The organism is Shewanella abyssi (assembly GCF_023284025.1).
Taxonomy (GTDB): Bacteria; Pseudomonadota; Gammaproteobacteria; order Enterobacterales; family Shewanellaceae; genus Shewanella; species Shewanella abyssi.
This window is the reverse complement of record NZ_JAKIKR010000064.1, coordinates 1-23,315: the sequence shown is the minus strand read 5'-3', so window position 1 is coordinate 23,315 and position 23,315 is coordinate 1. Positions and strand designations below refer to the sequence as shown.

General features: G+C 43.6%; 19 protein-coding genes and 1 rRNA gene. 6 read left to right on the top strand and 14 right to left on the bottom strand.

Features of this window, described 5'->3' with window-relative positions; all coding sequences use genetic code 11:
* Both L2755_RS19570 and gmhB read right to left on the bottom strand, forming a co-directional pair.
* A 16S ribosomal RNA gene (locus L2755_RS19570) occupies positions 1-101 on the bottom strand; the annotation flags it as partial.
* Between the two features lie 786 nt (positions 102-887).
* Entirely contained in the window at positions 888-1,442 is a 555-nt protein-coding gene (gmhB, locus tag L2755_RS19565; RefSeq protein WP_248982360.1) for a D-glycero-beta-D-manno-heptose 1,7-bisphosphate 7-phosphatase, read from the bottom strand.
* A gap of 133 nt (positions 1,443-1,575) precedes the next feature.
* Here gmhB and L2755_RS19560 point away from each other — a divergent pair, with 133 nt between their 5' ends.
* Positions 1,576-2,880, top strand: a complete 1,305-nt coding sequence (locus L2755_RS19560) for an aminopeptidase P N-terminal domain-containing protein (RefSeq protein WP_248982359.1) — start codon at positions 1,576-1,578, stop codon at positions 2,878-2,880.
* A gap of 150 nt (positions 2,881-3,030) precedes the next feature.
* Here L2755_RS19560 and L2755_RS19555 read toward each other — a convergent pair whose 3' ends face one another.
* The 4 genes from L2755_RS19555 to L2755_RS19540 all read right to left on the bottom strand — a co-directional run bounded on the left by L2755_RS19555 (position 3,031) and on the right by L2755_RS19540 (position 9,141).
* The gene (locus L2755_RS19555) at positions 3,031-4,398 is read right to left on the bottom strand and encodes a sensor histidine kinase (protein ID WP_248982358.1); all 1,368 of its coding nucleotides are present in this window, start codon (positions 4,396-4,398) and stop codon (positions 3,031-3,033) included.
* A 9-nt stretch (positions 4,399-4,407) separates the two neighbouring features.
* Positions 4,408-5,940, bottom strand: coding sequence for an HD domain-containing phosphohydrolase (locus L2755_RS19550; RefSeq protein ID WP_248982357.1), 1,533 nt, complete (start codon positions 5,938-5,940; stop codon positions 4,408-4,410).
* A 789-nt stretch (positions 5,941-6,729) separates the two neighbouring features.
* Positions 6,730-8,010: an NAD(P)/FAD-dependent oxidoreductase gene (locus L2755_RS19545; protein ID WP_248982356.1), complete on the bottom strand. Its 1,281-nt coding sequence runs from the start codon at positions 8,008-8,010 to the stop codon at positions 6,730-6,732.
* 90 nt (positions 8,011-8,100) lie between these two features.
* The gene (locus L2755_RS19540) at positions 8,101-9,141 is read right to left on the bottom strand and encodes a proline racemase family protein (RefSeq protein ID WP_248982355.1); all 1,041 of its coding nucleotides are present in this window, start codon (positions 9,139-9,141) and stop codon (positions 8,101-8,103) included.
* Positions 9,142-9,306: 165 nt separating this feature from the next.
* Here L2755_RS19540 and L2755_RS19535 point away from each other — a divergent pair, with 165 nt between their 5' ends.
* From L2755_RS19535 to L2755_RS19515, 5 genes are all read left to right on the top strand, one after another.
* Entirely contained in the window at positions 9,307-10,221 is a 915-nt protein-coding gene (locus L2755_RS19535) for a dihydrodipicolinate synthase family protein (RefSeq protein WP_248982354.1), read from the top strand.
* Between the two features lie 78 nt (positions 10,222-10,299).
* Positions 10,300-11,301: a 4-hydroxyproline epimerase gene (locus L2755_RS19530; RefSeq protein ID WP_248982353.1), complete on the top strand. Its 1,002-nt coding sequence runs from the start codon at positions 10,300-10,302 to the stop codon at positions 11,299-11,301.
* A gap of 41 nt (positions 11,302-11,342) precedes the next feature.
* Positions 11,343-12,908, top strand: a complete 1,566-nt coding sequence (locus L2755_RS19525) for an aldehyde dehydrogenase (NADP(+)) (protein WP_248982352.1) — start codon at positions 11,343-11,345, stop codon at positions 12,906-12,908.
* A 106-nt stretch (positions 12,909-13,014) separates the two neighbouring features.
* Positions 13,015-13,686, top strand: coding sequence for a GntR family transcriptional regulator (locus L2755_RS19520; protein WP_248982351.1), 672 nt, complete (start codon positions 13,015-13,017; stop codon positions 13,684-13,686).
* A 97-nt stretch (positions 13,687-13,783) separates the two neighbouring features.
* Complete coding sequence (locus L2755_RS19515) at positions 13,784-14,848, top strand: ketoacyl-ACP synthase III (RefSeq protein WP_248982350.1); 1,065 nt, start codon at positions 13,784-13,786, stop codon at positions 14,846-14,848.
* Between the two features lie 55 nt (positions 14,849-14,903).
* On the opposite strand, the gene L2755_RS19510 is transcribed toward L2755_RS19515, so the two are convergent.
* From L2755_RS19510 to L2755_RS19475, 8 genes are all read right to left on the bottom strand, one after another.
* Positions 14,904-15,482 (bottom strand): lecithin retinol acyltransferase family protein, encoded by a 579-nt coding sequence (locus L2755_RS19510; protein WP_248982349.1) that lies wholly within the window; start codon positions 15,480-15,482, stop codon positions 14,904-14,906.
* Between the two features lie 245 nt (positions 15,483-15,727).
* Positions 15,728-16,405: an exonuclease domain-containing protein gene (locus tag L2755_RS19505; RefSeq protein ID WP_248982348.1), complete on the bottom strand. Its 678-nt coding sequence runs from the start codon at positions 16,403-16,405 to the stop codon at positions 15,728-15,730.
* A 4-nt stretch (positions 16,406-16,409) separates the two neighbouring features.
* Entirely contained in the window at positions 16,410-18,257 is a 1,848-nt protein-coding gene (locus L2755_RS19500; protein ID WP_248982347.1) for a DUF294 nucleotidyltransferase-like domain-containing protein, read from the bottom strand.
* A gap of 153 nt (positions 18,258-18,410) precedes the next feature.
* Complete coding sequence (locus L2755_RS19495) at positions 18,411-20,129, bottom strand: sodium:solute symporter family protein (protein WP_248982346.1); 1,719 nt, start codon at positions 20,127-20,129, stop codon at positions 18,411-18,413.
* Between the two features lie 31 nt (positions 20,130-20,160).
* The gene (locus tag L2755_RS19490; protein ID WP_248982345.1) at positions 20,161-20,427 is read right to left on the bottom strand and encodes a DUF4212 domain-containing protein; all 267 of its coding nucleotides are present in this window, start codon (positions 20,425-20,427) and stop codon (positions 20,161-20,163) included.
* A 425-nt stretch (positions 20,428-20,852) separates the two neighbouring features.
* A complete protein-coding gene (locus L2755_RS19485) occupies positions 20,853-21,401 on the bottom strand; it encodes a hypothetical protein (protein ID WP_248982344.1) in 549 nt (182 codons plus the stop codon).
* A gap of 129 nt (positions 21,402-21,530) precedes the next feature.
* Positions 21,531-21,752 carry a hypothetical protein gene (locus L2755_RS19480; protein WP_248982343.1) on the bottom strand — a complete coding sequence of 74 codons (222 nt, stop codon included), beginning with the start codon at positions 21,750-21,752 and terminating at the stop codon, positions 21,531-21,533.
* On the bottom strand, positions 21,749-23,315 hold a 1,567-nt coding region (locus L2755_RS19475), incomplete at its 5' end, for a hypothetical protein (RefSeq protein WP_248982342.1). The genes L2755_RS19475 and L2755_RS19480, both read right to left, overlap by 4 nt.

Below are 23,315 nucleotides of genomic sequence, written 5' to 3'. Positions count from 1 at the left end.
GACAGCAAAAGTAGCAAGCTACTTTCCTGTTTCCGCTCGACTTGCATGTGTTAGGCCTGCCGCCAGCGTTCAATCTGAGCCATGATCAAACTCTTCAATTAAAGTTTTTTGATGCATCACCTTTCGGCAATGGCATCGGCTCAATGAATCTTTTGCCTCCACTTTAAAAAGTGAAATCAAATTACTGTTTTCACCAACCACTCTCTATACGGAGAAGGTTAATGAAGCTTACATATTTTGCTTCTTTGAATTTACTTTGCTTGCTCGTGAGAGTAAGAAAGTAGAAACCAAAGTTGCTATGGTCACTCCAGTTACTCTAATAAAAGAGTATTCGTTGAGTTAATATTTTTTGATTGCCGACATTCCGAAGAACAGAAGGCAATTTCGAATAACTCAACACCTGTGAGTGCCCACACAGATTTGCTTGTCATATTGTTAAAGAGCGGTGCTAATCCTAAAAGAATCAATCTTTCAGTTAGCAGCCTAAGACGCTAGGTCGTTGGCTTGAGGAGGCGTATCTTACACTCTCCAGTGTCAGCGTCAAGGGCTTATTTTGATAAGTTTTTCAAGCGATGATTTCTTAATCACTCTCGTGAAAAGAAGCAAAACCCGAAGCCCTTAAAGCACTTGTCACCTGAGTCTCTTTCCCTAAGGAAGTAAACTCTCTAACACTGCTGCAAGTCCCGTACACCCTAGCGTTTGCTAAGAGCGAGTGGCCTGCTGTGCCGTGTCAGTGGATGCGCATTATAGGCAAATCGAGCAAGAGCACAAGAGGGTTTGCTAATAAAAATGGAACAATTTAATTAAGCGAATAGTTCTCAAACAATACGCACAAAAAAAGCACTAAAAGACCCTTTGTTATAGTCAAACATATAGAGATCAGGTTTTCACTCGTTAGCCGCTAGGTAAGCTGGCACATCAGCAATTGAATCTAACACCACTGTAGCTGCTGCTATAGCTTCATCAGTGACTGATTTCCCAGTGCGCACTAATATACGTGTAGGAACTCCAGCAGCTTTAGCCGCCAACATATCATCTCTTTTATCACCCACCATCACCGACTGACTTAAATCAATCTTTAGAAACTGTGCTGCGGTATTTAGCATTCCAGGTTTTGGCTTGCGGCAATCACAGTCAACTTTATACTCACCAAGGCCTTTTTCGGCATGATGGGGGCAGTAATAGATACCATCCAGTTCAACACCTTTGTCAACAAAGTTCCAATCCATCCACTCTGTTAATGTGTGAAACTGATCTTCAGTATATAAGCCACGGGCAATACCAGACTGATTAGTCACCACCGCAAGCAGAAAGCCTGCATCTTTTAGCGCTACACAGGCTTCAAACACGCCTTCAACATATTCAAAATCATCTACTTTATGGACATAACCATGATCTATGTTAATGACACCATCTCTGTCTAAAAATACCGCTCGCTTCACAATACTGTCTCTCTCATCACTAATGGCGTTATTATTTCATTCATTAAACAAAAATGCACCGTGAACTTGCTATAAACTGCCTAATATCGTGTAATGAATATAATATACACGCCGATGCGAAGAAGAATACAATATGGATAATATCTATCGCCACAGACGAGCAGAGTTAATTGAACAACTGCCCGATAACAGTTTAGTGATCCTTGCGGGCTATCAGCAAAAAGTCCGCAGTAAAAATATCAAGTATCACTTCAGGCAGGATAATGACTTTCTCTATTTGACCGGCTTCAACGAGCCAGACGCAATCGCCATCTTGGTCAAACGCGAAGTCAGCGAGTATCTGCTATTCAGTCGCCCTAAAGATCCTGCTCAGGAAGTGAGCTTTGGCGCACGTGCTGGTGTTGAAGGCGCTGTTGAACATTATGGTGCGGACAGAGCCTTTCCGAACGAGTTGTTTGAACAAACCTTATTACCCCTGCTGCAAAACATTAAAATACTCTATATAAGTGATGAGCTAGGCCGTTTTTCATCATCACTAATCAACTGGGCAAATCATCATAGAATCAATTCATCATTTGACACTCCAAAAAATTTCACCTCAATCAAACCGCTGGCCGAAGTGTTACATCCAAGACGAGTGGTAAAAAATCACGCTGAGATAACCACAATCCGTAGCGCAGTGGCTGCATCGACCGCGGGGCATAAAGCGGTGATGCAGGCATGCCATGCTGGTATCAATGAGCGTCAGTTATCCTCACTATTCGACTTCACTATCGCTAAGTATGGCTGTAACGACGTCGCCTACCCCAATATTGTGGCTGGCGGTAATAATGCCTGTTGCCTCCATTATGAAGATAATTGCAATGAGCTGGAGGACGGCCAGATGCTACTTATCGATGCTGGCGGTGAGTTTGAGCACTATGCTTCCGACATCACCCGTAGCTATCCAGTCAACGGCCGTTTTACCCCTGAGCAAAAAGCGATTTACCAACTGGTGTTAAGTGCATTAGATCAAGCCATAGATAAGGTGCGTCCAGGGGCAATGTGGAATAGCCTCCATAATACCTGTATGCAGGTAATGGCACAGGGCCTCAAAGAACTGGGATTATTATCCGGCTCGATTGAAGAGATTATGACAACTGAAAGTTATAAGCGCTTTACTGTGCACAAGACCGGTCACTGGCTTGGCATGGATGTACACGATGTAGGTCCTTATCACGATGATGACGGTAATTGGCGTATGTTGGAAGCGGGCATGGTTTTCACTATCGAGCCAGGTATATACATTCCCGAAGATGCACTCGATGTACCAGAGGCATATCGCGGTATGGGGATCCGTATCGAGGACGATATTTTGGTCACAGCAAACGGTTTTGAGAACCTATCAGCCGATGTGCCCAGAACAGTTGAAGCGATCCAAGCCATGATGCTTAATTAATCTCTCACCCACTGCAGGAGGCTTGCCTATTTCAAGCCTCCATTTATTATCCTCAAATATAATTGCACATTTCCAGAGCGTCTGTTCTTGGGAAATAACGACAGGAATCACTGGCTAAAGCTTGGCGTCAGATAAGAAGCTGCATGATACTCAACAAGGTGTTGAGACTTGAGGTTCAGGGCGTGATTTCTCAACTAATGGTGGATTATCGGCCTTGAACCTATAAACCAGATGCAGCCCTGTTTGACTCGGTTTAACCTTTATCGCCCCATGTAGCCGCTGCACAATAAGGTTATATACAATTGACAACCCTAATCCGGTCCCTCCCTTGTCCCGAGCCGTTGTATAAAATGGTTCAAAAAGATGTTCGGCACTTTTAGCGGAGAGCCCTAAACCATTATCGAAAAAATCGACCTCTATCTCATCCGCTGCGATCTGATTTATCTCTATGGTAATGATATTATCCCGCATACTGCTAAAACCGTGAAGTATGCTGTTATTGACCAGGTTTGTGATAATTTGTGCATGTAAACCCGGTAATGTCTTGATAAAAATATCCTCTGCGCTCGAAAGGATAACTTTCACATCTTTGGGTCGACATAATGGCTCCAGCGTTGTTAACAGCTGCTGGTAATAGTCTTTAATATTGATTGTTTCTACTTCAAGATAGTGTTGTTCGGCTGCCATCCGTTTAAAAGATTCAATCAATTTTTTAGCCCTTATTAACATCTCCCCTTGAAGCCGTAACGCCTGACCTGTCTTACTCAGATATTGATTCATATCATCGACTGATAATTGATCTTGGGCTATTTTTTTATCGAGACGGCTTAACTCAAGCTCCATCATGCTATGAGTGGTAATAGTTAATCCAAGCGGTGTATTAACTTCATGTGCGACGCCGGCAATCAACTTGCCTAACGCCGCCATTTTATCGGCTTCGACCAACTGTTCCTGAGTCTGTCTTAACTGGGTGATGACTTTCGACAAGTCTTCGGTACGCTGCTGAACTTTTAGATCTAAACTATCGTTGAGCCTTTGCAGTGACCTTTCATATTCTAGTCGTTCCATCTCAGCAGCGACACGTCCCGAAAAAATTTTGAAAAGAGTAATTACTGACTCTTGTTTGATAATTGGCGCCTTGTATAAGGCCACAATGATGCCCATGACCTTCCCTTTGGAGTCATGCAGTGGCGTCCCTACATAAGCCTCTATCTCTAAGTCGATTAAAAAATGATCGTCGGGATAAAGCGAGCACACATTACGGGGAAAACAACACACGCTATTACTGGCCACATCGGCGCATGGGGTATCGGTTAACGAATAAGTTAAATTGTTGGCTAACTTCCCATTTTCAACATAGGTAATCGTTTTAGATCTGTGCTTCTTCTCATCAATTTGAGCAATAAAAGTAAAATCGGCACCGATGACCTGATCGAGTTTTAAAGTTAGCTTTTCAAAAAAATCCAGGCCATAAGCATTAGATACACCTTCAATTATGTGCTTAACATGCTGTTCCATCAGTATTTCCTAATCTGGATATTCTTGTCTGATCTGCATCAATGCATCGAAATTTCCTATGACTTTATCGACCAGAAGGGGTTCAAACTTTTTTCCTCTCTGCTCCTTGATATAAGCCAGAATTTGTTGGTTCGACCAGGCATCCTTATAACTTCGGCTCGATCCCAATGCATCTATCACATCGATAATTGCCATAATACGTGCTTCAATCGGGATATTAGTATTGCTCAAGCCTTCAGGATAACCACTGCCATCCCAATTTTCATGGTGATAACGCGCCAGTCGAGAACCTAATCTGGCAACCGGTAAATCTGACTTATCCAACAGCGTACCGCCAACAGCGGCATGGCTCTTCATCAACTCCCACTCATCTGGATCCAAGGGTCCCTGCTTATGTAAAATACTATCGGGAATGGCAACCTTGCCAATATCGTGCAGTGGTGCAGCCACTTTCAGCGCTTGAACAAATGAATGAGATAAACCCAGAGAAATGGCAAGCAGTTCGCACATCAAAGATACACGCTTTACGTGTAAACCCGTTTCTTTACTCCGGGCCTCAATGGCATCACCTACGATATAGAGGAGTTCGCGCTGACTCTTATGAGTTTGTTGCTGCTGAACCAAGCTTTCCAGAGTCAGCGCAATATTGGTAGCATACATCTCCATCAAGCTCCTTTTAAAGTGTGTCGGAGCATAATCAAACTCGATATAAAGTACACTCGATGCCTCTGCAGACGCCTGATAGAAACCAATAAAATGTTCCTGATTAAACTTGCTATCTTTATTCGCAAATGCTTGCTGGATCTTATCGTTTACATTAGCGGGGATGCTATCTAAGCTTTGGGGTGTTTCGCCAAATCGGCCGGTGCACGCCAAATATGTCTCTTGGCAGTCATCATAAAAATCAGTTTCCTGCCTGACGATGTAAACAGCTGAACTCTCTAACTTCATTAAGGTTAATAAATTATTGAGAGCCGCAGTGGCGAAATCTGCTAATTGGGTAACTTTTAGGACATTGGTGGATGATGTGATCAACCGCTGAAAGGCATTTTGGCTTTTTAAGATCGTCTTAATATCACGGAAGCCACGAATACCAGCATAGACTGAAGTGATCATCTTGGTTGCCGTAAGTTCTGTCTTGGTTTTGTAATCATTGATATCGTACTGGCTGATCACCTGCTCCTCGGGCGCTAATCCCGCTTGCCCGGTGCGTAAAACAATCCGGATACTGATGTTTTTTAACACCTCTCTGATCCAGGTTACTAATTGTAAACCAGCGTCATCACTTTCCATCACGACATCAACAAAAGTCATCGCGAATGAAATCTCAGACTCGAGTAAAGACTTAGCTTGTGCTGCGGAATAGGCACTGTGAAGTTGAATTTTCCGGCCTAAGACCTCTAAATCAGCCAATATCAAATGAGTCACATCATGGACAGCTTTGTCATCATCGACAACGAGAATATGCCAAAGCCGTTTGACAACTTGCTGGTTAATGGCATCAGAAACTTGAGAGTCTGGCTGAAAAACAAATTTGTTCATAGATATCCATATCGACAATAAGTCATAGCAGAATAAACATATTTTTTGATGTAAGCAAGTTTAAGACAGAATTCAAAAATAGCGATAGCCTATTGAATTCAATTGAGATAATAAAACTCTAATCAATGGTTTGTTAATTTTACGCCGCTGCATTTGGGCCAGCTGAAATGTTGCTATTTCTCAGAAATAACAGCCAAAGTTAAGGTATTAACATGAGTCTTTACCTATTTCGGCATCTATCTACTTCTCATAACCCCATGTGGTTGTATCTGCAATTAGGCTTAATTGTGGGCGAAGCCTATGTACTACACTAAAAGGAGAAAGAAACAAAGCCACCCAGTGTGGATGCGGCTGCGAGCTTCGATTTCAGGGTGAGGTATCGCGAAGTGATACTCACCGAATAAGAGATAGGGTGAATATAGCAAAGCCATAAGCCCATGAACGAGAAAAATGGAAGCTGAACTGGCAGTTAAACATGGAAGTTGTTTGAAATCGTAGAGCGTATAGGGACTGATTCTTATGAAATCAAGAGCCAGCGTCTCGCAGAACCTTCTAAAAATAAAGAGTGCACACTCCCGCCGGACAGACGTTAAACACATCTGAAGCTACTGCCTTCAAACACACAAGCAAACAGAAAAAAACACTGGATTCCAGCTCAAAAGATCTGTCGGAATAAAAAATAACGACCAAAACAAAATGAACCAAGGAGAAAATGTAACTCGCCTTCATACGAAGGCGAGCAAATTTTATTGAAAAACACCTGACTTTCGATGCTAGATGTAAGCAGACCTAGCTAAACCTGTCGATACGATAATCACTCAGATCAATTGTAGTCTGCTTGCCTGACATTTCTTGACTGACTAACTTGGCCGTAATGCCTGACCAAGTCAGCCCTAAGTGTTGGTGACCAAACGAAAAGAAAACGTTCTTTTGTTTATTACTGCGCCCAAGTACCGGAAGGCTATCAGGCATTGATGGCCTAAATCCCATCCAGCGCTCACCATCAGTCACTTTAGCATCGGCAAATAGTTTAGGCAGTAAAGCTTTCCCATGAGGAAATAAACAGTCAGCGCGAGCCTCGACCAATGGCGTTTTTAATCCTCCAAATTCAACTGTACCCGCGAGACGCGTACCATCAAGCATAGGGGTGATGATAAATTTGCGATTATAAGAAGCTACCGGTCGTGACAGACCGCTTTTTTGCGGCATCATCAGATGGTAGCCACGCTCTGTTTCAAGTGGCACATTATGACCTAGATGCTTTGCAAAAGGTTTAGACCAGGCTCCAGAGGCTATCAACACTTTATCAGAGACAATTTTTTCACCAGAGGCCAAATGCATAGCGACGATGGTTTCATCCACTAATGAATTGTCGATAGACAACAGCTCATCGGTTAATATCTCTCCACCTAACGCAACAAACTTGTCTGCAAACGCCTGGCACAGTTTATAAGGATCGCTGGTATGACCGACATGGGTAAAATACAAAGCATGACTAATGCCATCACTCAAGCTGGGCTCTAATTGCCTAACTTCATCTCCTGACAGTATTCTTACTTTTACGCCAGCATCGGAGTAGCGGTTACACTCTTTAGTGACTTCCTCAATGGGGGTGCCTTCAAATACCAGCAAGCTACCATTGAGTATCATTAATTCAGAGCAATCACAAAACGCAGTCAGTTCTATCAGTGCCTCAATCGAACTTTGGTTTAATCGTTTAATCGCCTGAAAATTATGTGCCCTTCTGCCTGGAAGCATATTGATGAGAAATTGCATAAACCAAGGTACAGCTTTTAAAAAATAACTTGGTTGAATACGAAATGGCCCTAGTGGATCTAGCAACATACCTGGTAATTTAGCTAACATTGCCGGATCGGCTAGAGGAAAAACCTGCTCGGTGGCAAAATGGCCTGCATTGCCTTTAGATGCACCGGCGCCGACCCCTTCTTTATCTATAATCCGAACTTTATGCCCGGCTCGAAGCAATTCAACACCTGTTGCTAGACCAACGATCCCAGCGCCAACAATAGTCACGCTGCCGTTAGTAGAGCTTGCTGTGTTCTGACTCATAATGCCTCTCTTTTACCATGTTCGGTTATCTGAATGTCTATCTATTAATAACGAGTAATGATTATTAATCATGACTAATGGCAGTGACAATTAACGCAACATAAAGCCTTGTTGAAATACATCATCAGGATCGACAAAGAATTGATGAACTCCGGTAATATATGAGCGCCCAGACACTTCCGGGATCACCGCTTGTTTGTCATGAAACTGCGTTGTCGCCGTTGCGCTAACAATCATTCGGCCATCGACAATACTCTCAATCATTAATGGACTATTTAACTCAACCTCCCCCTTTGCGTACAGCAGCGCAATACGCCCAGCCACCCCGGTTCCAGTTGGAGAACGGTCCACTTCACCATCAGCAAAAATACACACGTGGCGTGAATGGGCCTCACTATTAGTGACCTTTTCGGAAGTAAAAATTATGCCATAAAGAAAACTTAAATCCTCTTCGATAGGATGTGCTAAGGGGTGCGAAGCCATCACAGCGAGCTTGATACGCCTGCCTATATCGATTAATTGAGCCACGTTTTCTTGGCCACATGAAATACCATGGGCGTCAGCGTCTACATAAGCATAATATGCACCACCAAAGCCAATATCATAGGTCACGAGACCAAATCCATCCACCATCACAGTGCAATCTAACGACTCAGCCCATGAATCAACATTTTTAAAGCTAGCATGAACTTTACCTTGTTGATCGCGATAGGCCTTAGCTGTGATTAATCCCGCTGGCGCATCAATTTTTATCACTCTTTCGCTATCATTTAACTCAATAGCCCCCGTTGTACACATCACTTTAACTAAAGCGAGAATGCCATGACCACACATCGAGCTGTAACCTTCATTATGTAAAAACAACACACCAAAATCAGCGTTCGGTGTTACGGCTTCAGTAATCAACGCGCCATACATATCTGCATGCCCACGAGGCTCATGCATGAGCAGTTTTCGGTACATATCGTAATTTTCGGTAACATATTTGCGTTTTTCTAAAATAGTTTTGCCTTTTATTTCAGGGTAGCCTGAGACAATAATACGAAGAGGCTCACCTTCTGTATGTGCATCTATCGTTTTGAATTCTGTATAAGTGCTTGCCAGCTCTGGACTGATCTCTATTTTTCTCATTTTCAGGTTTTCTCTTGATCTTTTTGCATATTGTATACAATAATGCAGGGGTGATTTAGTTACTCCCAATCGCGTGCTGGGGTCTTTTAATTTGTAATTTCGAGTATACAATATCCCATAACAAACCATAATTCCAAATGTAAAACGTAGTAATAGAGGCTTAATATGAATGTAAATTGGCAAGGTGTTTTCCCCGCTATCTCAACTCAATTTAATGACGATGGTTCGATCAATTACGAGTCAAATGCTCGCATGCTCGAAGATCTAATCAGAGATGGAATTGACGGAATTATTGCTTTAGGCACAATCGGAGAGAATGCTTCTCTAAGCCCAGAAGAAAAACGTGAGTTCATCAAGCATACTGTAGAAACCGTTAAAGGCCGTATTATAGTACTCACCGGATGTACTGAAAATACTGCAGAACTCGCATCTCTTTATGCACAAGATGTAGAGAAACTTGGCGTTGATGGTCTAATGCTACTGCCTGCTATGGTATACCGTGGCACGGATCGTGAAGTCGTTGCACATTACCAGACGGTTGCCCGTGCAACTAAACTGCCAATCATGATCTACAACAACCCTGTGAGTTATGGCATTGACATTAATCTTGAGATGACAGCAATTCTTGCAGAAGAAGATAACATTGTAGCCATCAAGGAATCGACCACTGATACCCGCCGCTTAACTGAATTGCAAAGTCGTTTTGGTGAGCGTTTCAGTATTCTATGTGGCGTTGATGATATCGCTCTAGAAAGCTTACTGCTTGGTGCAACAGGTTGGATCTCTGGCCTTACAAACGTATTCCCACGTGAATCTGTCACCCTCTATAAACTTGCACGTGCTGGACGTATCGAAGAAGCCCGTGAAATCTATCGTTGGTTCATGCCTTTGCTAAGACTCGATACTATTCCAACGCTGGTTCAGTGTATTAAGTTTGCAGAGCAAATTTTAGGCCGTGGTAGTGAAAACGTGCGCCTGCCACGTTTACCGTTAATAGGTGAAGAACGTGCTTATGTTGAACAAGTTATCGCACAAGCGCTCAAAACACGTATTAATCTAGACAAGTACAACATCGACTAAACCTAAGTCATATCTCCAAGCGCTGAGCCTTTCTTCAAAAGGGCTCAGCACACTAACAATAATAATGGAGCTATATTTATGCTGAAAGGCACTTTTTTTTGCATTGATGGACACACCGGCGGTAACCCAGTAAGGCTGGTGACCAGCGGTCACCCCCATCTTCTTGGCAATAACATGAGCGAGAAAAGACAACACTTTCTTCGCGAATATGATTGGATCCGCAAAGGGCTTATGTTTGAGCCCCGTGGACACGACATGATGTCTGGTGCCTTTCTCTACCCTCCGTGCTCAGACAACGCCGACGCCTCTATATTATTTATTGAAACCAGTGGCTGCTTGCCCATGTGTGGGCACGGCACTATTGGCACCGTCACCTCAGCAATTGAATCCGGATTATTGACGGCAAAAACACCGGGGAAACTCATCATCGATGTCCCGGCTGGGCAGATAAAAATTGATTATCAAAAAACGGATGAAAAAGTTGATTGGGTCAAGATATATAACGTTGCTGCATATCTTGCACATCGTGACCAAATTTTAGATATTCCAGGCTTAGGGACACTTAAGGTAGATGTGTCCTATGGCGGCAACTACTACGTTATTGTTGACCCGCAAGAAAACTTTCCTGGATTACGTCACTGGAGCGCAGCCGACATTCTTCGCTGGAGCCCCATTGTCAGAGCCGTTGCTCAAGAACAACTAAGCTGCATCCACCCAAATGATCCTACGGTAAGTGGCGTAACACATGTGCTTTGGACTGGCGATACGATCTCTTCAGGTTCCGATGGTGCAAATGCAGTCTTCTATGGTGATAAAGCCATCGACCGTTCGCCATGTGGTACTGGAACAAGTGCAAGACTTGCCCAGCTATATGCAAAAGGACAGTTGCAAATCGGCGAAGAGTATACCCACGAGAGCATTATCGGCAGCCAATTTGTCGGCAAAATTGAATCTGCAGCTCAAGTCGGTGAATACCAAGGCATTATGCCAAGCATTAAAGGCTGGGCCAGAATGACTGGCAATAACACCATTACCATTGACGATAGTGACCCTTATGCTTTCGGTTTCCAGGTCGTGTAATCAACAATTAAATGATTGAGCGTGTAAGCTCAGGAGAAAATATGACAGATTTAACAACGGTAACAATTAGCGGCCAACACTTAATCAATGGTGTTTGGACTGACGATGCACTGCAATTTAACAGCATGAACCCAGTCCAAAATGAAGTCACTGAATGGCGATTCGCGTCGGCAACATCAGCCAATGTTAACGCTGCCGTTAACGCTGCACAACAAGCCTTCATTACCTATAGACGCACAACGAATGAAAATCGTGCAGACTTTTTAGACGCCATAGCTGAAGAGATCCAAGCTGATATCGCTGCGATAACACAAACAGCTCATGTAGAAACGGGTTTGCCAATGGCTCGTCTACAAGGCGAAACGGGCCGAACCTGCGGACAACTAAAGTTATTTGCAACTACATTAAGAAGCCCTATCGAAAATGTACTGGTCGATCTTGCGAATCCAGACAGACAACCTCTTCCAAAACCTGACACTAGACTAGGTACTTTACCTATCGGGCCGGTGGCGGTTTTCGGGGCATCAAACTTCCCGCTAGCTTTTTCTACTGCCGGTGGTGATACTGCTGCTGCACTTGCCGCAGGTTGCAGTGTCGTTGTAAAAGGACACCCTGCTCACGCAGCGACTAGCGAGCTTGTGAGTAAAGCAATCGCACGAGCAAGCGAAACAACTCAAATGCCTGCCGGCGTATTTAACCTGATACAGTCAACAGAGCCTGAATCTTCGACGCTGTTAGTGAGTCATAGTGGTATTAAAGCTGTAGGCTTTACCGGATCACTTAAAGTGGGTCGAATTTTAGCAGATCTTTGCGCAGCAAGAGCCGAACCGATCCCATTCTATGGTGAACTGGGTTCAACTAACCCACAGTTCTTACTTAGTGAGCTACTGACACAACAAGCGGAAAGTCTTGCTACGACTCAGGTTCAATCAATGTTGATGGGACATGGTCAGTTTTGTACCAGCCCGGGCGTAGTGGTGGCAATAAAAGGCGAAGCACTCAATCGTTATCTTGCCACAGTAGCCGAGAAAATCTCACTTGAGTCTGCCGCAAGCATGTTAACCGCAGGCATTGCAGCTACCTACCAATCACAAGTTGAAGCGCTTATTAATAATAACGCTGTGGAGCTGATTTCACAGGGCAAATCCTCACCGGCGAGCCACTTTACACGCCCAGCTGCGATTAAAGTCACCGCTGAAGCTTACTTAGCTTCAAATGAGCTGCAACAAGAAGTATTTGGACCATTCGCGGTCATTGTTGTTTGTGATAACCAAACACAGATGGAGTTGATTGCTGAGCAGATGGAAGGTCAGTTAACGGCGTCTATTCATGGACTAGACTCTGAGTTAGCAGAGCAAACTCAGTTAATTGAATCAGCCTCATATAATGTAGGCCGTTTAATATTCAACCAAATGCCTACCGGTGTTGAAGTTTGTCACTCAATGAATCATGGCGGGCCATATCCGGCCAGTACTGATAGCCGTACAACATCGGTTGGTACCCAGGCAATGTCTCGCTTCGAACGACCGTTATGCATACAAAACATGCCTATAGCGCTCCTGCCACAGAAGTTAAGGCAAGAGCAAGCAAATATCATTACATTCTAAATATTTCAACATATGTACAGGGAAACAAGTTGTTTCCCTTTCATTATGCTTATTTAAGCGGTAATCTAGAAAATCATCTTGAATAACTAACATAAAAACAGGATATATGAGCAGAATAACGCCTATCGTTCATAAAACACGCACTCAAGTTGTCGTCGAAGTATTAAGGGAGAAAATCCTCTCAGGGGAGATCGCTGCGGGTATGCCATTACGCCAAAGTGCCTTAGCCGATGAAATGAATGTAAGCAGGATCCCAGTGCGCGAGGCATTACTGCAATTAGAAGCTGAAGGGTTAGTTAAGTTTGAAGCTCATAAAGGCGCGACTGCGACGACTTTGTCGGCGGTTCAAGTCACTGAACTATTTGACTTAAGAGCATTAATCGAGTCAGATCTATTGGCAAAAGCAATCCCCAATATGACTGAAGAAGACCTCGCAGAAGCTGAGAGTATTTTGGACTCGCTTGATGTTGCTTTTCAAGATAAAGACCAAATTGAAAGCTGGAGTGGGTTAAATTCCCAATTCCATACTTGTCTATACCGCGCTGCAGACAAACCCCATACAATTGAAGTCGTCAATGGGCTTAATACCAACTGCGACCGATACGTCCGCTTGCAGCTTTTTTTAGCGAGCGGTATTCCTAAAGCACAGCAAGATCATAGAGAATTGCTAGACTATTGTAGGCAAGGTGACGTTGATAACGCGGTAGCGTTGTTACGCAGTCACATCCTGCATGCTGCAGAAGCAATTAGAATTTTGGTTGCTCAACAAGAGGGCTAGCTCACTGTTGAGTGCTAAAAGACTTGTTAAGCTTTACTAATACTGATTGACAAGGCAGACCCCAGGTTCTGCCTTTTTATTTTTGAGAGATATCCTAATGCAGTACGCTACGATTACAGGTTGGGGAAAGTGTGTTCCGCCCGCTACCCTAACAAACCATGACCTTTCAACATTTATTGAAACTTCTGATGAGTGGATAAAACCTCGTACGGGAATTAGCCAACGTCATATTAGTCATGTAAATACCTCTGAGCTTGCCTCTGTTGCCGCTCAAAGAGCACTTGCTGCCGCGGGTATTGAAGGCAGCGACCTAGATATGATTATTCTAGCAACGGCTACACCTGACACATTGATCCCAAATATCGCTTCAACGGTGCAAGCCAATGTGGGTGCGAGTTGTGCAGCGTTTGATATCAATGCAGCGTGCAGTGGTTTTCTTTATGGAATCGGTCTCGCTAGTTCGCAGATCAAAAGTGGCCAATGTAAAAAAGTCCTCGTCATCGGTGCTGAAAGACTATCGTTCTTCTTAGATTGGTCACGCCGGGAAACAGCCGTTTTATTTGGTGATGGCGCTGGAGCTGTCGTGCTTGAAGCAACTGACGAAGCGATTGGTGTCTTAGGCTACGAGCTTAATAATGACCCTGCAGGCCGCGATATTCTTAAAGCTGGCTTTGGTACAGCAATGGACAGATTTGAAGCCTCTTCACTCGATTTTTATATCGAATTTAACGGTCAAGAGATCTTCAAACGTGCAATTGCTGGCATGGGTAATTTAAGTACTAAGGTTCTTGAAAAATGTGGTATCGATAAGGAAGATATCGATTGGGTGATCCCTCATCAGGCCAATGAACGTATTATCGATACGCTGATTAGTCGCATGAAAATCCCCAAAGAAAAAGCATTTAAAAATATTGCTAACTATGGCAATACTTCAGCTGCTACGATTCCGATTGCGATTTGTGATGCTCTTGAACAAGGTAAAATTCAGCCACATCAAACAATACTGTCTTGTGCATTTGGTGCCGGCTTAACCTCAGCGGCAGCGTTAATCAAATGGGGCGACAGAGTCACTCCGATTAATATTAGTGATGCAGAGCTACCACCTTGTGATAAAACGGGTATTGAATTGGTTAGCAAAGCGGTAAAGCACTTCTGTAAATAGCTTAGCCTTAAAAGATTGCTTAAAAACACCGACCTGACCCGTCGGTGTTTTTGTCTCAAATAATCGCTTCATCCCAATAGATAGCCTCTTTAAAGTACAAACCAATCTCATTATTCAGTTTACTAAAGCTCGATAAGGCCTTCTCTTCGCCACTTAAGCAATGCCAAACAAATCGATGACAGTTATTGTCTAACAGATCGTATTCTCTATAAGTGAATATCGCTTGTTTTGCTCGTGCTATGATCTGCTCTCCCACTAACGGCTGATGAAGATGATTACAGGCTTGAAAGACCCGACTGCCACTTCTGCCAACAAGAAAGCGCCGAGTGGAAACTGCGCGAATTAAACCACTGCCATGTAACTCCACTAAGGTGTCATCCCCTAACCAAATCCCCGTATGCTCAATGACCCCAAACACGAAGCAGCAGATGATCGAACCGGGTTCAAGCTCAACTTTCTTGTCGCCTGTATGCCATAGGCTAGGTGACAGTTCGGCACTTGCCCCAGTCGTATGATCTGCTACGGCATTGCCATGCAAACGCTTTTTGGCAATCTCTTTTTGCTTTTCTCGTTCATCAGCAATCAAAGCGGCAGCAATCGCTGCAGTGCCTAACCAAACTAACGGTAACGGCATAAAAGTTCCTATAGATCCAATTCACTTAATATTAATAAGTTATAGAACAGTTACTAATTGAAGAAGCCTAAATATGTAAGCAAAACTACGTTTAGATTATTCATATTTCAAATTAAAGCCCTATCGACAACAAAATATCACACCAGCGTTAGTTAAGTGGTGGGAAATGGTAGTGCAACAAAGGGCTGTCATTTCTCAGTTTGAATAACCTGAACTAGAGTGGAGATACGCCATTGAGGCTTTGCTTAGCGAAGAAGATCAAACAAATTCAAATCATCTTTACCTGCAATTGCCACCATTTGTGCCAACAGCAGCTCGCCGCAAGCCAAGGCATCAACGGTCGCATTATGCGCAGCATAAACAGGCAGACCATATCGGCGTCGACACGCATCTAACCTTAACGAACCTTCCTTAAGCACTTCATGTTGCCGCAGCAAGCGGCTTCGCTCTAACGACATGGTATCAATCGCAACGAAAGACATTTTTTCACCTAAGCTGCGGAGGATCTCAGCTTTAAGAAAACACATATCTAGCGGCGCATGATGCGCAACTAATACATGACCCTGAGTTTGACTTAAGAACCATACCATGGCCTCTTTAGCTGAAATTGCTGTTGCTAATTGCCTATCGACAATGCCATGTATTACTGCACTGTCGCCAACGCTGCCGTCTATACTCACCAATTTGTGCTGCGCTTTTCCAAGTTGCAACATACCGTTGTGAATTGGAACCAAACCAATACTTAAAATCTGGTCAAATTTAGGGTCCAAACCAGTCATTTCTAAATCAATAGCCATGAGTGGTATTTGCAACAAGGGTTTTGATAAGTTGCCTAATACTGAGCGGTAATAGTGTTTAATAGTCCTATTACTCGTTTTGAGAGTACGCCATCGCAACTTACTCTTAAGATAGATACTCTTCAAAAATTTAGTAACTCCGCATCATTTTCAGTTTAAGTCCTACCTGCCCGTCGTGTACTACTTTAAAGGCATCTCTCAATTGATGCCTTACTAAAGACGATAGATCCTTCGGCATTAGATAGTTAGTCACGGGCTTTGCATGCGTATATTGATAACCTTGATTAGACAGCCGCATATGAGCAATAAACTCATGGGCATCCGCAAGATTTAGTGCATCTTTGCGGTTTATGATATTTTGTTCCATTAAGGCTCTAATTCGTTTCGCGGTATTGACCTCTTTAATGCCAGCAGATAATGCATATACCCGCGCAATATCATTAATCAATGCATTACCTTTGTGCTTTAGATCGATTCCTTTTACCTCGGTGCCATCGCGCTCCAACACAAATTGTCTAAAAAAACCTAGCGGCGGCGTGCTCGTTAAAGAATTACCTGTCAGACCCGCGAGGAAAATATCATTGCCTTTGGTGTTTTTAAGGACCTCATCTTGTAAACCATCGAACAGAGATTGTGGTCCAAACACTGAACGCATATCGAAAAATATACTGCAGTGCATCAAGGCCTTAGGATCGGGTGTATTAACCCACTTATCAAATACAGCGCACCAGCGATTGAGGGACATTCTCCATTTAGGATTTTGCGCCATTATGTCGCCAGGGCAATAAACATAACCACACTCATTGAGCCCAGCACAAACCGCTTTCGATAAGGCTTCAAAATATCCTTGCGCAGCCTCATCCGGTTCGTGAGCAAGTAGCAGGCCATTATCTTGATCTGAACACGCAGCTTGGTCTTGCCGGCCTTGAGAGCCAAAGGCTAGCCAACAAAATGCCATAGGAGCTTCGCCCAACATCTGCTGATTCAGTACAATAAGGCGCCTTGTTAATGCATCGGTTACCGAGGTTAGCACTCGTCCTATCTCCTCAGCTCGTGCATCAGCGCTGATAAGGTTTTGCAGGAGAAGTGGTATTTGCTTACTGACGAGAATCAAACTAGGAAGATCTTTTTGCCGCTCTATTTCTCCAATTAACAATAAGGGCTGGGAGCTCTGACCGCGTAAAATATCCGTACTGGTAATCACCCCTTGAGTCTGGCCATTGTCGACTACGGGCAGATGATGAATATTATGCTCACTCATCAACAGCATAGCTTCAAATACTAAGGAGTTTGATTCAATTGTGATAGGGGTTGTTGTCATTGCTTGATGCACTGGCAGCTTGCCATCTAAATTTTCAGCCAAGACGCGATTACGTAAATCTTTGTCGGTCAAAATACCTACAAGCTTTTTATTATCAATAACCAGTAGCGAAGATACGCGGGACTTTCTCATCAATTTGGCGGCATCAGCAACGGAGGATTTCATATCGATCATTAACGGAGAATGAGACATCAATGTGGTAATACGACTCGTGGTTGTCAACTCTCTTGCTTTAAATCGACCTTGATGCCTTAAACGCTTGGCAAACGCCTTATTAAAGAATCGATCGAACTGGCGGCTTTTAGTTCGCAGTAGGTTAAATATGTCAGGGGGTAAATGGTAAACCAACCCATCTTCCAAAATGGCAACTCGGTTACTCGCCTCCTCACCAGACAACAAAGACGGAAAGCCGAAATAATCGCCTTCACCTAGTCTATCTAACAGTTCTCCACTGATATCCCTAACTTCGAAGGCGCCGCTTCTAACAATATAAAGCTGCGGATGTGACGGGTCTAAAGGAACAAAACTTGACGCTTTACTGTAGTAGCCTACCGTTAATGAGCGGCAGCAAGTCGCTAATGTTGCCTCATCAAGTGACTCAAAGGGTACGCTTTGTTGTAGAAACTGCACGATGGGTTGTAACTCACTTGCATCCATTTAACGACTCCTTGACTCACATTCTCTATTTTCAAAGACCACTATAGCGTTTACTCCATTGTCAGCACTATTCGACTAAAGGCCAGTGACAATAAATCATTCATAAAAAAAGAGCGCTTAATGCGCTCTTTTTAATCATCTTAACCATAGGAACTAGTGATCTTGTGCTTCACCTGAACCTTTAGGGAAACGAATAGATTCAACCATATCAACTACATCTTGTGGTACCGCTGATGTCACCTTACTGACACCGAAGGCGACGGCAAAGTTAACCATCATACCGAGCATACCGATACCTTCTGGCGATATCCCAAGGAACCAATTCTCACTGGTGTTGGCACTAGGGTTAACAAACTTGAAGTAAACAATATAAGACGCGGTGAATAATAGACCAAGTACCATGCCTGAGATTGCGCCTTCCTTATTAACCGTCTTAGAGAAGATCCCCATGATGATTGCAGGGAACAGTGACGATGCAGCCAGACCAAAGGCTATCGCAACCACCGCAGCAACAAAACCGGGTGGATTAATACCAAAGTAACCCGCCATCACAATACCCAATGCCGCTGCTATTCGAGCGTACAATAACTCTTTCTTATCAGAGATATCGGGCATTAAGTTTTTCTTCAGTAAGTCATGTGATACCGAAGTAGAGATAACAAGTAGCAGACCCGCTGATGTCGATAACGCAGCAGCCAAACCACCCGCAGCAACGAGCGCGATAACCCAAGCTGGAAGATTAGCAATTTCAGGGGTTGCGAGCACCATGATATCGCGGTCAATCTTCATTTCACTTTCAGCACCTTTAGCGTAATAAATCTTGCCATCTTGGTTCTTATCATCCCATTGAATTAGACCTGTTTTTTCCCAGTTCTTAATCCATTCAGGAGCAGTTTCATAGGCAACACCCGTAGACTCAGGTCCATTGATGGTTTCAATCATGTTTACACGAGAGAATGCCGCTAATGCCGGAATTGTGGTGTACATAATAGCGATAAAGACTAATGCCCAACCCGCTGATATACGCGCATCTTTTACTCTAGGGACGGTAAAGAAACGTACGATAACGTGGGGAAGACCCGCGGTACCGAACATCAAAGCGCCGGTAATAAAGAACACATCAATCATGCTCTTTGAACCTTCAGTGTATTGCGAGAACCCGAGTTCAGCTGACAAACCATCTAACTTATCAAGAAGATAAACTCCAGTACCATTGCCTGCGGCATCGATTAACTCAGCGCCAAAGCCAATTTGTGGGAAAATGTGGCCCGTCATCATCACCGAGATGAAAATTGCCGGCACCATGAAGGCAAAGATGAGTACACAATACTGCGCAACCTGAGTATAGGTAATGCCTTTCATCCCACCTAAAACAGCGTAGAAGAACACCACTGCCATACCAATATAAACACCGGTTTCTACTTCAACCTCTAGGAACCTTGAGAATACAACACCCACACCACGCATTTGTCCGGCGATATAGGTGAAACAGATAAAGATGGCGCAGACAACCGCAACAGTACGTGCGGCTTGTGAGTAATAACGGTCACCAATAAAGTCTGGCACGGTAAACTTACCAAACTTGCGTAGGTAAGGAGCCATACAAAGCGCTAGCAGAACATAGCCTCCCGTCCAACCCATTAAGTATACTGAACCGTCATAACCGGTAAACGACACGATACCGGCAAGCGAGATAAATGATGCAGCCGACATCCAGTCTGCTGCGGTTGCCATACCGTTCATCACAGGGTGAACACCGCCACCAGCAATATAAAATTCTTTAGTCGAACCGGCTCGCGAATAGATCGCAATACCGATATAAAGGGCAAAAGTAACCCCTACAATCAGATAAGTTAGTGTTTGTACGTCCATTTCATGGCTCCTTTAAATAAGTTCTTTGTAATTAGTCTTCATGCACATCATATTTTTTGTCTAACGCGTTCGCTTTCGCGACATAGACAAAAATAAGCGCAACAAACACATACATAGCACCCTGTTGTGCAAACCAGAATCCCAACTTGAACCCCATGAAATGGACCTCATTGAGTACATCTACTAATAAAATACCGCACCCAAATGATACTGTTGCCCATATGGCTAACAATCCGAGTACTAGGCGTAAATTTTCGCGCCAATAACCTTCTGCCTTCTCGTTGCTTTCAAAACTCATAGCGACTCCCCTGTGCTGATTTTTATATTAAGTCAGGGTTTAATCTAACAACCATGGGCCGAACAACAATCGCGACCTTAGTCTAACGCTTAGGGAAACCTTGAGGGGAAAAAGTAAATAACCATTAAAATACTGAGACTTACAACCTTACGCGCACGTAAGGCTCACTTATATCCCGAATGCTAAATTAGACCAAGGTATTAGCCGTTTTTATATTAAAGACACAAAAAAGCCCACTTAAAGTGGTGTAGCGCGTCGCGAGGTTTGAGACTTGAGTTCACTGAGTTTGAGATCACCCAATCTAGAATTTTTAGTTTGCAGTCGGTCAGTTTGAGAAAAAACGTTCGAGAGGATTCAGACAAAGTAACAAAGTTTGTAAATATAGAGACGCATGAGATTAGGTGGATTTCTCATGCTTTGGCTGCCTAATTCAAAGACTTTAGTACCGATTTTTTGTATGTTTCAGAAATACATTCAAAGTATGCTGTAAAGTCATAGAAAATAGTAAATGCTTCAACGATGCCTAGCTCTCCCTCTATCTCTAAAAGTTTTTCATTTGTTGTATGGAACTTATGTAACGGGGAGCAAACATTTACTGCAAGCCTACCAAAGCCTGGCTCTGCGGCTTTTTCTTGATAAAAGGAAATAAATTTCTGTTCGCTCCTATAATGCTTTTTCATGCAAGCAATATCATTATCACAGAGCTCCAATACCATCGCTTGAGTATAGAAGTTTGTCATTACACATGTGTTAAATAGACCATGATTTCGGCATGAATCAAATACTTCTTCTAACTCCGCACAGCCATGTTCCTTACACATTTTTTCCAGTCTAACCTTTGATAATTGCTCCACAGCTTTCAAACTCGAGACATTTGTTCCTAATTCCTGAGAGAAACTCTCAATATTAAAATCACCTGCAAAAGTAAAAGATGAGAACAATAACACTAACTGCATAAATACTATTTTTTTCACTATCACTCCGCAAGTCACTCCAAACGTAAAGTTGAACTATCCATTTATCTAGCCACACTTGAGCAAAGCAATTGCCTATCAGGCACTTTATCAAAACCTTGCTGTATAAACGATCACAAATTTAGTTGTCTATATTTCAATCTCTGTAAACGGTAAATCTGCGGCTTGACCTTGTACTTGGCCGTCGATGATGTAGACCTTTCCCTCAGTGATTGAATCACCTAATACTACCTGGTAACTGCCATCGGCGTGCTGCACGGTTGTGGTGCCATTGCTGGTTGATACGACTGTCGCGACTGCGCGTTGTGGCTTGGGGTTTAAGTTAGCTAAACGCTGATAGATGTTGCTCATGCTGCCACCTCATTACGTAATAGGGTAACACTCTGATTCACAGTCACTGCACCTGTTGAGTCATTCACGCTAGCACTAATAGTAAAAGCATCGCACACAGACTTAAATACCTCAGAGCCCTTGCGTACACCTATCAACATACCTGGTCGCATTGGTGGTAGGTCTGCCATCACTTTCGTTCGAATACTGTTTTGCACCTTGTTACCTGCGTTAGCCAGTTCTGCAGTGCCGCGCATTCTAGCTGCCTGGTTATCGGTGATCAGCTTGTCGACGATATCGGCGGCGAAGTTATCACCCGCGCTCCCAGTACGCTTAACTTTAACCGCAACGCCTTGCTGCTCACCACGGACAAACACCGCGTTAGCATCTGGGCGAATTTCACGCTTTTCGCTAAAATCGAGGATCACTGCATCATGTAAGATCACATCTGGAATAGCAGTATCAACATCCCAAGGTACTGTTGGCCATTGGGGGATCAAAGTAATAGTCTTGGTTTCACTGTCTATATCCAGCATGGCACCGACAGCTTTTGCCATCATATTCAGCGCCTCTGCAGGTGCTTTAGCCGCGTAACTAAACGCATTGGCAGGCACGGGATAATCGGTAATTTTGCTCGCTAATGTCCAGCCGCTGTTTTCAATAATGTCAGCCATCACCCCCATAAAGCTGCGGGCTTGAGTATTAACGTAGTTTTTAGCTTTAACATACGGCGCAGATAACTCCGCTAAACGGCCTCTACCCGATGCGCTATAGCGCGATTGCCCGAAAGCCTTACTCTCACTTGGCACTTCGCACCAAAGATAAAAGTCATATCCATTAATAGTGATTTTAAGCAGTTCATTCGCGGCCCGTTCTGCATCGATGCGGGATGAGAACGACACATTACCGCTACTCGTCCACTGCGAACGTGACTGAGAAATAGATACCGACTTGAGCACTACAGCCAAGCCATCACTTATACGTACACAACTAATTTGAGGCTGCATCAGGTAACTCCTTCTTATTTGCGGCTCAATTGGGATATTAAAATCTATTGAAGGTAACGGTGGATTAGTATCAACGGGACCACCGCCATCATCGAAATAACAGTGTTGATCTGAAGCTGTAAACCTTAAGGTGATTGGTGACAGAGTGTTATCTAGCCCTGACTCACTAAAGCGCATAGTCAATAAGCCAACTTCGGGCGATTGATATTTGGTTGAACAAACCCACTTGGCTTTATGTGGCCCCCAAGCAAGGGCTATATGATGATTAACATCGCTGTCCGTTGATGCGTAATCAACATTGAGCATGCTAATAACTACATCGTTACTCTTAAGAGTTATCGCGGTGTCACTTTGGTAAGAGGCTGTTAACCACCAAGACACTTGCAAGCGACTCTCTGTAGTTGAAAGGCTCAACCAATTAACTGAGGTGGCTCGGTGATACAGAACAGGTGATACCCAAGCAAAGTGGTTCGTTTGCGCTTGCTGAATACCAAGCTGTAATGGCAAATACACGTTAGTGCTTTGCAATAAACCTATTTGCCATGCCGCAGCACTTTGGTGATCTATTGCAATATCT

Excerpts from the sequence above, each read along its gene's own strand:
- L2755_RS19495 (WP_248982346.1), bottom strand. The coding sequence starts at position 20,129 with ATGGACGTACAAACACTAACTTATCTGATTGTAGGGGTTACTTTTGCC.
- L2755_RS19535 (WP_248982354.1), top strand. The coding sequence starts at position 9,307 with ATGAATGTAAATTGGCAAGGTGTTTTCCCCGCTATCTCAACTCAATTT.
- L2755_RS19490 (WP_248982345.1), bottom strand. The coding sequence starts at position 20,427 with ATGAGTTTTGAAAGCAACGAGAAGGCAGAAGGTTATTGGCGCGAAAAT.
- L2755_RS19510 (WP_248982349.1), bottom strand. The coding sequence starts at position 15,482 with ATGCCGTTACCGTTAGTTTGGTTAGGCACTGCAGCGATTGCTGCCGCT.
- L2755_RS19555 (WP_248982358.1), bottom strand. The coding sequence starts at position 4,398 with ATGGAACAGCATGTTAAGCACATAATTGAAGGTGTATCTAATGCTTAT.
- L2755_RS19550 (WP_248982357.1), bottom strand. The coding sequence starts at position 5,940 with ATGAACAAATTTGTTTTTCAGCCAGACTCTCAAGTTTCTGATGCCATT.
- L2755_RS19515 (WP_248982350.1), top strand. The coding sequence starts at position 13,784 with ATGCAGTACGCTACGATTACAGGTTGGGGAAAGTGTGTTCCGCCCGCT.
- L2755_RS19530 (WP_248982353.1), top strand. The coding sequence starts at position 10,300 with ATGCTGAAAGGCACTTTTTTTTGCATTGATGGACACACCGGCGGTAAC.
- L2755_RS19520 (WP_248982351.1), top strand. The coding sequence starts at position 13,015 with ATGAGCAGAATAACGCCTATCGTTCATAAAACACGCACTCAAGTTGTC.
- L2755_RS19545 (WP_248982356.1), bottom strand. The coding sequence starts at position 8,010 with ATGAGTCAGAACACAGCAAGCTCTACTAACGGCAGCGTGACTATTGTT.
- L2755_RS19540 (WP_248982355.1), bottom strand. The coding sequence starts at position 9,141 with ATGAGAAAAATAGAGATCAGTCCAGAGCTGGCAAGCACTTATACAGAA.
- L2755_RS19500 (WP_248982347.1), bottom strand. The coding sequence starts at position 18,257 with ATGGATGCAAGTGAGTTACAACCCATCGTGCAGTTTCTACAACAAAGC.
- L2755_RS19480 (WP_248982343.1), bottom strand. The coding sequence starts at position 21,752 with ATGAGCAACATCTATCAGCGTTTAGCTAACTTAAACCCCAAGCCACAA.
- L2755_RS19525 (WP_248982352.1), top strand. The coding sequence starts at position 11,343 with ATGACAGATTTAACAACGGTAACAATTAGCGGCCAACACTTAATCAAT.
- L2755_RS19560 (WP_248982359.1), top strand. The coding sequence starts at position 1,576 with ATGGATAATATCTATCGCCACAGACGAGCAGAGTTAATTGAACAACTG.